The 11,678-nt window shown below is 37.0% G+C and carries 10 protein-coding genes; 3 read left to right on the top strand and 7 right to left on the bottom strand.

The genetic code is table 11. The features are described from left to right. Positions 1–14: 14 nt before the first annotated feature. The 4 genes from rpsO to tamL form a co-directional block, all read right to left on the bottom strand. Positions 15–284, bottom strand: a complete 270-nt coding sequence (gene rpsO, locus B5X53_RS15300) for a 30S ribosomal protein S15 (protein ID WP_037315875.1) — start codon at positions 282–284, stop codon at positions 15–17. Between the two features lie 111 nt (positions 285–395). Beyond that, positions 396–1,253, bottom strand: a complete 858-nt coding sequence (accD, locus tag B5X53_RS15295) for an acetyl-CoA carboxylase, carboxyltransferase subunit beta (protein WP_079714106.1) — start codon at positions 1,251–1,253, stop codon at positions 396–398. Between the two features lie 112 nt (positions 1,254–1,365). Beyond that, positions 1,366–2,433 (bottom strand): class II fructose-bisphosphate aldolase, encoded by a 1,068-nt coding sequence (fbaA, locus tag B5X53_RS15290; protein ID WP_079714105.1) that lies wholly within the window; start codon positions 2,431–2,433, stop codon positions 1,366–1,368. 45 nt (positions 2,434–2,478) lie between these two features. Then, on the bottom strand, positions 2,479–5,058 hold the full coding sequence (gene tamL / locus B5X53_RS15285; RefSeq protein WP_455430928.1) for a translocation and assembly module lipoprotein TamL: 2,580 nt from the start codon (positions 5,056–5,058) through the stop codon (positions 2,479–2,481). A gap of 31 nt (positions 5,059–5,089) precedes the next feature. Between tamL and B5X53_RS15280 the strand changes: the two genes are divergently transcribed. Next, the gene (locus B5X53_RS15280) at positions 5,090–5,824 is read left to right on the top strand and encodes an RNA methyltransferase (RefSeq protein WP_079714103.1); all 735 of its coding nucleotides are present in this window, start codon (positions 5,090–5,092) and stop codon (positions 5,822–5,824) included. A 24-nt stretch (positions 5,825–5,848) separates the two neighbouring features. Here the strand turns inward: B5X53_RS15280 and porT are convergent, their stop codons facing one another. Both porT and ubiE read right to left on the bottom strand, forming a co-directional pair. Continuing rightward, complete coding sequence (gene porT, locus B5X53_RS15275; protein WP_079714102.1) at positions 5,849–6,511, bottom strand: type IX secretion/gliding motility protein PorT/SprT; 663 nt, start codon at positions 6,509–6,511, stop codon at positions 5,849–5,851. A gap of 4 nt (positions 6,512–6,515) precedes the next feature. Next, complete coding sequence (ubiE, locus tag B5X53_RS15270; RefSeq protein ID WP_079714101.1) at positions 6,516–7,244, bottom strand: bifunctional demethylmenaquinone methyltransferase/2-methoxy-6-polyprenyl-1,4-benzoquinol methylase UbiE; 729 nt, start codon at positions 7,242–7,244, stop codon at positions 6,516–6,518. Between the two features lie 138 nt (positions 7,245–7,382). On the opposite strand from ubiE, the gene trkA reads away from it, so the two are divergent. Next, a complete protein-coding gene (gene trkA / locus B5X53_RS15265; protein WP_079714100.1) occupies positions 7,383–8,732 on the top strand; it encodes a Trk system potassium transporter TrkA in 1,350 nt (449 codons plus the stop codon). Then, positions 8,732–10,228 carry a TrkH family potassium uptake protein gene (locus B5X53_RS15260; RefSeq protein ID WP_079714099.1) on the top strand — a complete coding sequence of 499 codons (1,497 nt, stop codon included), beginning with the start codon at positions 8,732–8,734 and terminating at the stop codon, positions 10,226–10,228. The genes trkA and B5X53_RS15260 overlap by 1 nt, the downstream gene beginning before the upstream one ends. Before the next feature lie 422 nt (positions 10,229–10,650). On the opposite strand, the gene B5X53_RS15255 is transcribed toward B5X53_RS15260, so the two are convergent. Further along, on the bottom strand, positions 10,651–11,508 hold the full coding sequence (locus B5X53_RS15255) for a carboxypeptidase-like regulatory domain-containing protein (RefSeq protein ID WP_079714098.1): 858 nt from the start codon (positions 11,506–11,508) through the stop codon (positions 10,651–10,653). Positions 11,509–11,678: the final 170 nt, after the last annotated feature.

The raw sequence follows: 11,678 nt of genomic DNA, 5'->3' as shown, positions 1-11,678 counted from the left end.
CCCCCTTTTGAAATTTATTTTCTTAATCCTAATTCTTTTACGATAGCACGATATCTCATAATATCTTTCTTCATTAAGTAATCAAGTAAGCTCCTTCTTTTACCAACCAACATTACCAAAGAACGCTCTGAGTTGTAGTCTTTACGATTCTTTTTTAAGTGATCAGAAAGGTGAGAGATTCGGTAGGTGAACAAAGCAATTTGTCCTTCAGCAGAACCGGTGTCGGTTTTGCTCTTTCCGTGCTTCTCAAAAATTTCTTCTTTTCTTTCTTTGGCTAAATACATTCCAATATTAATTTTAATGATTTTTATGTATTGACAGTTTTTCTGTCAGGCGGCAAAGATACTACTTTCTAAATAATTACCTATTTATAGAATATCTTTTTCTATTTTATTTTAAGCTCTTACCGGTTGATTTTGAATAAGATCCAAATAAAGGTTCACTTTATTCTTAAGCTCAGACCGTTGTGTTATGAAATCTAAAAAGCCTTTTTCCTTAAGAAATTCTGAAGTTTGAAAATCTTTTGGCAGGTCTTTCCCGGTGGTATCTTTTACTACCCTTGGGCCGGCAAAACCAATTAAGGCACCGGGTTCAGAAATATTAATATCACCTAACATTGCAAAAGAAGCTGTGGTCCCTCCCGTGGTGGGATCAGTAGCCAGAGAGATATAGGGAAGACGGGCTTCTGCAAGCTGTGCTAACCTCACCGAAGTTTTTGCCAACTGCATTAAAGATAAAGCTGCTTCCTGCATTCTTGCACCACCGGATTTAGAAATAACCATTAAAGGAAGTTGATTCTTTATAGCATAATCTGCTGCGCGGGCAATTTTTTCACCAACAACAGATCCCATTGAACCCCCAATAAATCTAAAATCCATACACGCAATTACCAGTTCTTTTCCTTTAGATTTTCCAACCGCAGTACGTACTGCGTCTTTAAGATCGGTTTTTTCCTGGGCTGCTTTTAAACGATCACTGTATTTTTTGGTATCCTTAAAATCCAAAGGATCTTTGGAAGTCATATCCTTATCCAATTCTTTGAATTCATTATCATCAAAAAGGATTTTAAAATATTCTTTACTACCAATTCTTACGTGGTAGCCGTCTTCGGGACTCACATAAAAATTGCTTTCCAGCTGCTCTGCATCTACAATTTTTCCGGTAGGTGATTTGTACCAAAGTCCCTTGGGAACATCTTTTTTGTGTTCGGTTGGGGTTTGAATTCCTTTTTGTGTTCTTTTAAACCAAGCCATTTATTTTCAGGTTTCAGGTTTCAGTTTATCTATATAGGGAATAAACCGAAAGTTTTACTTAAAATAAAAACAGCCGGAATTCTAAAAAATTCCAGCTGTTATAAAATTAGATTTATAAAGTATTTACGTTGTTTAGATCTTCAAAAGCCTTTTTAAGTCGGGCTTTAAATGTAAGTTCTCCTTCACGTAGCCATTTTCTTGGATCGTAATGTTTTTTATTTGGTACATCATCTCCTTCTGGATTACCAATTTGCGCTGCAAGATAATCTTTTTTACTGCCCATATAGTCACGAATTCCTTCGAGATATGCGTATTGAAGATCGGTATCAATGTTCATTTTAATTACCCCATAACCAATTCCTTCGCGAATTTCTTCAACTGTAGAACCACTACCACCGTGGAATACAAAGTCTATATGATTTTCTTCTACACCGTATTTCTTAGTGATATGCTCCTGAGAGTTTTTAAGAATTACCGGGGTAAGTTTTACGTTACCTGGTTTGTAAACCCCGTGTACGTTACCAAAAGCGGCAGCGATTGTGAATTGGTCACTTACTTTGCTTAATTCTTCGTAAGCATAAGCAACCTCTTCTGGCTGCGTGTATAATTTGGAAGAATCAATATCAGTATTATCTACACCGTCTTCTTCACCACCTGTAACCCCAAGTTCAATTTCAAGGGTCATTCCCATTTTGCTCATTCTTTCAAGATACTTCTTGCAGATCTCTATATTTTCTTCTAGAGGTTCTTCAGAAAGATCTATCATATGCGAGCTGTAAAGTGGTTTTCCAAATTGCTCATAATGTTTTTCACTGGCATCTAGCATACCGTCTATCCATGGAAGCAATTTTTTTGCACAATGGTCAGTATGTAGAATTACTACAGCACCATAAGCTTCAGCAAGTTCGTGAATGTGTTTTGCACCTGCAACGGCACCTGCAACAGCGGCTTTTTCACCATCGTTAGAAAGTCCCTTTCCAGCGTTAAACTGTGCACCTCCATTTGAGAATTGAATAATTACGGGTGAATTTAGTTCTGCGGCGGTTTCCATTACTGCATTTGCACTACTGGAGCCTATAATATTTACTGCCGGAAGGGCAAATCCCTTTTCCTTGGCATAATTAAATATTTCCTGTACTTCTTTTCCTGTGGCTACGCCTGGTTTAATGTTGTGACTCATAATTTTAGTTGAATTAGAAAAGCAAAAATAAGAAAATATGTTGGCTTAGAAAGGATAATTGATCCCTACATTATATACCGCGTGGTTAAAGTTGTAATTTCTAAACCAGCGTTTGTCGTCCGGCTGGGCAGGGTCGTAGGTTTTAAAGCCAATATCAAACCGTAGTACAAAGAAGTTAAAATCGTATCTAAGTCCAAAACCGGAGCCTACGGCAATATTTTTAAGATCGGAAAAAGATTCAAAAGTAGCATCTTCATCTTCAACGATATCCAGTACGTTCCAGATGTTACCAACATCTACAAAAACCGCTGAATTTAAAGCTCCAAAAAGATTGTAGCGGTATTCCAAATTGAAAGCTAACTTCATATTAGCTTCGTTAAATTCGTTACGGCCACCGCTGCTGCCGGGGCCAAGGTCATAAGCACGCCACGCCCTATTATCGTTAGGACCGCCGCCAAAGAAACTTCTAACAAATGGGATACTATTGGCGTTGCCATAGGGAATGGCCACTCCGCCAAAAGCCCGAAAAGCTAAGATATTACTCTGCCCCATATCCCAGTGCTTTATAAAATCGAGTTCGGTTTTAATATATTGAGAGAAGTTTACACCCAGAACATCATAATTTCCGTTCTCGTTCTTCTCAAAACCGGCCAAAGAGGAAACTGCAGAAAGTACATTCCCGGCTGTTTCAACTTTAAAGCGAAAGCGGGTAAATTCCTGATCGTAAAGATTCTTTTTAGTATTCCACAGGTAGGTGTAATTAGATGCGAAAATGAGGTTGTTCTCTGTTAAACGAGTTTTTCTTTCGCCAATATTATTTACTAACTGAATTTGATCTTCATCTAGGCCTGTTGTGCCTCCGGTGTTATTAGAAACATCCCGGATAAAACTTTCGGCGCCTGTTGGGATTCTTAGCAGGCCTTCTTCATTTAAATAATCAGGGTCTGTAACTATACTTCCGGACTGGATAATCTCGTTAAGGTCGTTGTACGAATTTCGGTAAACATTAAAATAATTATCAATATTTAAATTTCTTACATATTGAATATTCAAAAGATCTACACGATTAGAGAGCTGGCGGGAAGGGTTCCACCTATAATTCATAATCCCTGAAAGGTTTCTTTTATCCAGACCAATATTATTTTGTGTGCTCACCCCTAAACTCAGTGAAGTAAAAGGCTGCATATATTTGGGAATAAATTTATCAGTATTAATTGGCAGGAATATACGCGGAAAAGTAAGCTTGAGATCGGCTCCAACTTCTGAAATATCAAAAAAGCGATCGTCATTTCCGCTTATTGCAGCATCTGTAGAAGAACCTATACTTCCGCGGCCGGAAATTTCAAAATTCTCGGCACCCCGAAAAACATTTCTGATTAAAAGGGAACCTCCAAAACCAATTCCGAATTTTTGAATATTACTTTGGGAAACATCAAAATCAAAGCCCAGCGAATATTTCGGCTGCGGAGTTAGAAAAATATTAGCCACCAAGTCGGTTCGGGTAGAATCGGCGGGGTCTGGTGTAAATTGTACGTTTGGATATTTAAAAACCCGTAAGGAGTTTAAACGATTATAAGTTCTGGAACGGGAAAGATCGCTATAAGTGTTTCCGGGTCTGATAAAAACAGCATCGGTTATGGCTTCGGGTTTATAACGCAGTTCGTCAAAACTATAAAGCATATAGCCTTCGTCGGTAGTAACACTATCGGTTAACGGCTGGTTTCTATTGGCGTATTTATAATCGGTAAAAATATTAACCTTACTAATTTCGTGAATTTTAAAAGGTACCCGTGAGGTGGTATCTTCTTCAGAAGCAAATCGGTTTTTTATAATTACAGTAGTATTAACTTTTCCGCCGGTATTAATAGTATCAGCATCAAAGCTTATATATTCCTGGTCAAAATTATAAATCCCGTTATTTCTAAAAAGAGAAGTTAAGCGGTCTCGTTCTTCATTAATGTCCAGGGTTCTGTATTGAACGCCTTCCTGAATAACAGATTCATTTTTATGAAGTTCGTATAAAGAATCTATAACTCTTGAAGCAATATTTGTGGTGATAGAGTCTAAATGATATGCTTCCCCGGTGCTTACTTCATATTCAACACGGGCGCGTTTTTTTTTGTTTTCTGAAGGAATAATCTCGTAATCGGTTTCTACATTAAACCAGCCGTTGTTCCAGTACCAGGAGTTAAGGCGATTAACCGATTTCCGGGTTTCTTCTTCGCTTACAATAACCGGTTCTTCACCGGTTCTTTTTATCCACTCATTAAAAGATTTTCGCGAATGCAGAAATTTCTCAAATTGCTTGTAAGAAAGGATATCTACCAGGGTATTTTTCTTGCTTTCATTTTCCAGGTATTTTTCACTTAAAATAGAATCAATATCTGGCCTGGCGAGATTGTAAAAATGAAGTCTTAGCGGTATCCCCAGGAAACTGGTGTTGGGTTCCTGGTAAAGTTGATTGTAAATACGTGCCTCTTTGATCTTTTCGTCGTTAACGAAAATTTCATTCTCAGTGAGCAATTTATCATTACCCTCTACGCGTTTAACGGCATTACAGGAAATTAAAAAAAGCAGGCTTAAAAAAAATAATGATATTTTTGCGAAATGCCGATTCAAACACACATTTTTAAGAGATCAAAATTACATTTTTTGTATGGTTAGTAAAAGCCAAATTAAGTTAATAACCAGTCTTGCACAAAAAAAATACCGTTATAAACACGGACTTTTTGTGGCCGAAGGTTTTAAGCTAATTAACGAGCTTATAAATTCGAACTTTAAACTAAACCGGCTCTTTACTTTAGATGCAGATTTTGGGCTTAAACCTGATGAAATTCAGAAAATTGAGGAGCGCGAACTTAAGAAGATCAGTTTTCTTAAAACTCCGCAGACTGCTTTGGCATTGTTTGAAATTCCGGAAGAAAAAATTAGTAGGGAAAACATTCTCACACTTGCTTTAGATGGTGTTCGCGATCCCGGAAATTTAGGAACCATTATTAGGCTTTGCGATTGGTTCGGAATAACAAACCTGGTTTGTTCTCAGGATTCGGTAGATTGTTTTAACCCGAAAGTGGTGCAGGCCACGATGGGATCTTTGGCCAGGGTGAATATTTCGTACTGCGATTTAAAAACTTTTCTTGAAAATTCTGAACTACCGGTATATGGTGCTTTTATGGAAGGGGAGAATATTTATAAAAGTAAAACCGAAGAAAAAGCCATCCTGGTAATGGGTAATGAAGCCAATGGGATATCAGCTGAAATCGAAGAATTAATACAAAAGAAGATAAGCATTCCGCGTTTTGGGGAACTTAAAGAAACCGAAAGCCTAAACGTGGCAACCGCCACCGCAATTCTTTTAAGTGAATTTAAGCGTAAGGATTTTACACGCTAATTCTTTTAGAAATGTATTGTTATTCTATTGAAATGTAAAATTAAGGAACACGGCTTGTGAACGCATGGCATCTACAACCTGATATTGAGTTTCCACCATTTCATTATTTATAGTAAAAACTCCTCTAATAGAAGGGGAAAATTTAAAATAATAGAGATAAAGATCTATTCCCAGTCCCACTTCATAATGATAGTTGTTGGTTTTTAAACGCGTATCTACATCTGGGTTATTTTCGTTACTTGAGAGATTTATAGATGTAGATAAACCGCCAACTACAAAAGGCTTAAAGTTATTATGCCTATCGGCTGAAAATTTTAACAGTAATGGTATATGGACATAAGTAGAATTTACTTCTTCGATATCCTGACTGTAGGGAGGTCTGAAATTACGGGTATTAAACGTAACTCCCGGTTCAAGACGAAGGTCTAAATTATTGTTAAGTCGTAAATTACCGACCAGACCAACATTGAAGCCCATAGTTTTTTCAATGATGAGATCGTTCCCGTTAGAAGTTATTTCATCATTATATTTAAATTTAAAATCGTAGGTATTAAATCCCAGGTAGTAGCCCCAGGACCAACGTTGCTTATCAAAGTTCTCGTTGTTTATAATTTTGTCTCCTCCAAAAATTTGCGCATAACCAAACTGAACGCAAAAAAGTAAGACAATAACAAAAAATTTCTTCATAGTTTTATTTTGAAGCCGTGTAAATGGTGGCAACCCCAAATGTTTGAGGTTTGTCTTCTACATCTATAAACCCCGTTTTCTTTAAAATATTGTTGAAAGTTTCTCCATAAGGAAATGCAGCGGCACTTTTACTTAAGTAGGAGTAAGCTTCGCGGTCTTTAGAAAATACCCGCCCAATGAGGGGCAACATATAGCCGGAGTATAATTTATAACCTTGTTTGAACGGAAATCTGGTAGGGACAGAAGTCTCCAAAACTACAAAAATTCCGCCGGGTTTTAGAACCCTTTGAATTTCAGATAATCCTTTTTCTAAATTTTCAAAATTACGAACACCAAAGGCGACGGTTATGGCATCAAAAGAGTTATTTTCAAAAGGTAATGCTTCAGAGTCTCCCTGGACCATTTCAATTTTATCGGTTAACTGTTTTGCCGCAATTTTCTTTCGGCCTACTTTCAGCATGCCTTCCGAAAGATCAAGACCAACTATTTTTTCAGCATTAATATCTGCCATTTGTATGGCAAGGTCTCCCGTACCCGTGGCAATATCTAAAACGGATTTTGGCTGCTGGGCTTTAACCAGTGCAATTACCTTTTTGCGCCATTTAACATCGGTTCCCATAGAGATTACCCGATTTAGCCCGTCGTAATTACCAGATATTTTATCAAACATCTGTTCCACCTGTTTTTTCTTATTAAGACCGGAGTCCTGATAAGGAGTAACCTTTTTACTCATAATAACAATTTTGGGTCAAAGATACACGATATGAAATAATTGAGGTTGAAACTTTTAGAATTTGTTGATCTATGCTTTGGTTTTGGGTTTGTCTAAAATACTGTACCTTTGTTCTTCTTTTCAATTTCAAGCTGTTATATGAAGATAATTATTGCCGGAGCAGGTGAAGTCGGCTTTCATTTGGCAAAATTGCTTTCTTTTGAGTCCCAGGATATCACACTTATTGATACCAGCCGGGATAATCTTACTTATGCTGATACGCATCTAGATATTAGAACAATAAAAGGAGATGCAACCTCAATTTCAATTTTAAAAGATGCACAGGTCAAGCATGTAGATATGCTTATAAGCGTGACTTCCAGCGAAGCTACTAATATTACCTGTTGTGTACTGGCAAAACAATTGGGAGCTAAAAGAACCATTGCCCGTATTTCTAATACCGAATTTCTTGAAAATAAAGAGGAGATAGGTTTTACCAGTTTTGGAATAGACGAATTAATTTCTCCTGAAGCCCTAGCGGCAAGAGAAATTGCTTTATTGCTGAATCAGTCGGCATTTAACGATAGCTATGAATTTGAAAACGGCGCTTTAACAATGATAGGCCTCAGCCTGTCCCGAAATGCTTTGTTTGTAGGTAAAACGGTAAAAGAAGCAGCCAATATTTTCCCCGATCTCAATTTTGTGCCAATCGCTATACAGCGTTATGGTACTCAATATACTCTTATTCCACGTGGTGATACTCAATTTAAAGAAGGAGACCAGGTAAATTTTATTACGCTTAAAAGCGGCGTGGAAAACCTTTATAAACTTACCGGTAAAACCAAACATGCCATAAAAAATGTAATGATTTTGGGCGGAAGTAAAATTGGTAAAAAAACAGCGAGGGACCTTTGCAGAAATAACTTTCACGTAAAACTGGTAGAGAGCGATAAAGAGAAAGCTTACGATCTTGCCGATGAACTCCCCAATGCGCTAATCATTCATGGCGACGGTAGAAACGTAGAATTACTGGAAGAAGAAAATGTGCATGATATGGATGCATTTATTGCCGTGACGGGTAATTCTGAAACCAACATTATGTCCTGCCTGGTTGCGAAATCCAAGAGTGTAAAAAAAACAATCTCTTTGGTAGAGAATATGGATTATTACCAGCTAAGTCATTCCATTGGGATTGATACTTTGATCAATAAAAAACTTCTTGCCGCAAATAATATTTTTAGATATGTGAGAAAAGGGGAAGTGGTGGCAATGACCAAGATCAATAACATGAATGCCGAGTTACTTGAATTTATTGTGAAACCAAATTCACAGGTTTGCAATAAGAAAATTAAGAATCTTGATTTCCCAAGATCGGCAATTATTGGAGGAATCATAAGAGATGGCGAGGGAATTATTGCCCTGGGAGATTTTACCATCACCCGGGGAGATCGTATTGTGGTGTGTTGCTTGCCAAGATCTATTAAAAAGGTTGAAAAACTCTTTCTCTAATGCCAAGACTTAATCACCAGATTATTCTGCACGTTATGGGGCTGTTGCTTTTATGCAACGGTGGTTTTATGCTTTTGGCGGTGTTAGTGAGCTGGTTTTATGAAGATGGGGTCACGGTGCATATTCTTGCAGCTGCTTTTACCACCCTTTTTCTTGGAGTGTTACTAATGTTTACTACCAGGGGCCACCGCAAGGAAGTGAAAAAACGGGAAGGTTATATAATTGTAACCTTTGGCTGGATTTTTATGGCTTTAAGCGGAACATTGCCTTACGTTTTAAGCGAATCTATCCCTGCATTTACCGATGCTTTTTTTGAAACCATGTCTGGGTATACCACCACGGGGGCGTCGGTTTTAAATGATATTGAATCTATTCCTAAAGGAATCCTTTTCTGGCGAAGTTTAACCCATTGGATTGGCGGGATGGGAATTATAGTCTTAGCCATTGCAATTTTACCTTTACTGGGAATAGGAGGGATGCAGCTGTTTGCTGCTGAAGCGCCTGGGCCAAGTGCCGATAAGTTAAAGCCCAGAATTACCGATACCGCCAAGCGTCTTTGGTTAATCTACGTGAGCTATACCGTTGCTGAAACAATTTTGCTGAAAGTAGCTGGAATGAGCTTTTTTGATGCAATAAACCATTCTTTAAGTACACTTTCTACCGGCGGCTTTTCAACAAAAAATATTAGTGTAGCTTATTGGAACGACAGGCCTATTATTCAGTATATCATCATGCTTTTTATGTTTTTAGCAGGGACCAATTTCGTTTTAAGTTATTACAGTTTTAAAGGTCGGGTTCAAAAAGTACTGCACGACGATGAATTTAAATGGTATTTCTTTTTTATAGCAATATTCACAGTAGTAGCTTCTGCATTTATTTATTTTGAAGCCGATGTTGCGCTTTCACAAATAGACCACCCCATGGTTTGGGGAGATGCTGAAAGTGCGTTTAGACACGCTCTTTTCCAGGTTTTAGCGATTATAACTACCACAGGTTTTGTTACCGCCGATTATACTATGTGGACCCCCTTTCTTACTATTCTCTTCTTCGGTATGTTCTTTTTGGGGGGCTCTGCCGGGTCAACTTCGGGTGGGGTTAAAGTGATGCGTCACATTATAATGATTAGAAACGGTGGGATAGAATTTAAACGTGCTTTACACCCCAACGCAATCCTTCCGGTACGATTTAACGGAAAATCTATTGGAAAAGGTGTAACCTTTAATATTCTTGGCTTTTTTATTCTTTATATGCTTTCTTTTATTATTGGCTCTGTGGTTCTGGGAGGCCTGGGGCTTGATTTTGAAACAGCTATTGGTGGTGCAGCCTCTTCCCTTGGGAATATCGGCCCTGCCTTTGGCGCATTAGGGCCGGTGAATAATTTTGACATTCTTCCACCTATTGGTAAATGGTGGTGCGCATTTTTAATGCTCATAGGAAGGTTAGAACTCTTTACGGTTCTAATCCTGTTAACTCCATTTTTCTGGAGGAATAGGTGATTCTAATTTAGATTTAAGGAAAAAAGGATGCGTGTTTTAAAAGTAGCACTAGGCGATCGTCCTACTAGGAATATCTGGGCGGAATAATCATTTAAAACTTATGCCCTTAAAAAACAATATCACCATTTCCCACGACATATTAGAGATCATTACATATCAAGGATTCCGATTTACCGGATGTGCTTTCAACTAATTCATTCCAGGTAAAAGTATATTTCTCGAAGGACAATCGCTCTTTTATAAATTCGCTTAAACTCAACTTTAGTAAAATTTCGAAAAATACAGTGATTTTTACCTTATTTCTCGAAAAAATACTAAGAAATTCAGTTAGATCTATAGTTTAGTACTAATCAGTAATTTGGTATTCCGCGATAACAGTGTTTTGTCCATTAGATTTACTTCTCATCAATGGAAACACCTTTTCAATAACGATCAACTTCCAAATAAAAGCTCAAATTATGATTTGATGATTCCCATGTAGACATTCCTTTTTCCCTAAAATATTTTGTATCCAAAGGATTAATACCTAAAGGAATCGCGAAAAACTTACTATCTGGAGCTTTCTTTATACTTTCTAACCATTGAATAGTAACGGCGAAACTACCTAATTCTTCTTTTAAATAAATATTATAAGTATCTAAATCAACTTTAAACCAATCTGACTGAATATCTCCAACATCAAAAATAATGTCTTCTCTATTAAGTAATTCAGTGGGCTCATTATTAGCTAATCTATAGATATTTAACCTAAACTTTACAGAATTATATTGATTACTTCCAACATAAAAATTTAAACTTTTCAGCCTATAGTCACCGTTCAAATTAAATTTCATCCCTGCTTCTGTACCCAATTTGTCATCTTGTACTTCACCTGCACTATAAAAATTAAACCATAATGTTCCCGTACCAATATGGCTTCTTCCTATTGTTTTTTCTTTTGGTTTTTTACTCGGAATAATAACTTCGGTGAGTTGATCTGATTGTGGTATCATTTCCACTACATTTTCTTTATTTAGTAAAGAAGATATTTGAATTAAATTCGTTTTATATCCAAGAAATGAAAACTGTAAAGTATCATATGGCCTTAGGTTTTTCTTTAAATTAAGATTAAAATCTCCCTTTTTATCCGAAACGGTGCCAATATTTGTTCCTTGGATTCCAATATTGGCGTAAGGTAATTCTGATTTAGTTTCTGCATCTATTACTTTGCCTTTAATATTAGATTGAGAATAGCTAAATGCACTTATTAAAAAAAATAAGATTAAAAGGATTTTATTCATGCGACGATTTATCGTTCAAATTAATAATTGAGTTTTAATTTTACTTTCTGCCAAGGGATACGTATAACAATCAGTTACGGGATCCTATGCGTTAATTTTCGTTTAGGTACAGGCTATAGCAAATCCGAGTGGATGCGGACTTAGTTGAATCCGCCGTAATTGGGGTTATT

Origin of the sequence: Salegentibacter salinarum (genome assembly GCF_900168115.1) — a bacterium.
GTDB classification, from domain to species: Bacteria; Bacteroidota; Bacteroidia; order Flavobacteriales; family Flavobacteriaceae; genus Salegentibacter; species Salegentibacter salinarum.
The sequence above is the reverse complement of the archived record's forward strand: the minus strand, read 5'-3'. Positions and strand labels throughout refer to the sequence as shown.

What these genes read in the sequence shown, in the direction of transcription:
- rpsO (WP_037315875.1), bottom strand. Translation starts at nt 284, where the DNA reads ATGTATTTAGCCAAAGAAAGAAAAGAAGAAATTTTTGAGAAGCACGGA.
- accD (WP_079714106.1), bottom strand. Translation starts at nt 1,253, where the DNA reads ATGGCTTGGTTTAAAAGAACACAAAAAGGAATTCAAACCCCAACCGAA.
- fbaA (WP_079714105.1), bottom strand. Translation starts at nt 2,433, where the DNA reads ATGAGTCACAACATTAAACCAGGCGTAGCCACAGGAAAAGAAGTACAG.
- B5X53_RS15280 (WP_079714103.1), top strand. Translation starts at nt 5,090, where the DNA reads ATGGTTAGTAAAAGCCAAATTAAGTTAATAACCAGTCTTGCACAAAAA.
- porT (WP_079714102.1), bottom strand. Translation starts at nt 6,511, where the DNA reads ATGAAGAAATTTTTTGTTATTGTCTTACTTTTTTGCGTTCAGTTTGGT.
- ubiE (WP_079714101.1), bottom strand. Translation starts at nt 7,244, where the DNA reads ATGAGTAAAAAGGTTACTCCTTATCAGGACTCCGGTCTTAATAAGAAA.
- trkA (WP_079714100.1), top strand. Translation starts at nt 7,383, where the DNA reads ATGAAGATAATTATTGCCGGAGCAGGTGAAGTCGGCTTTCATTTGGCA.
- B5X53_RS15260 (WP_079714099.1), top strand. Translation starts at nt 8,732, where the DNA reads ATGCCAAGACTTAATCACCAGATTATTCTGCACGTTATGGGGCTGTTG.
- B5X53_RS15255 (WP_079714098.1), bottom strand. Translation starts at nt 11,508, where the DNA reads ATGAATAAAATCCTTTTAATCTTATTTTTTTTAATAAGTGCATTTAGC.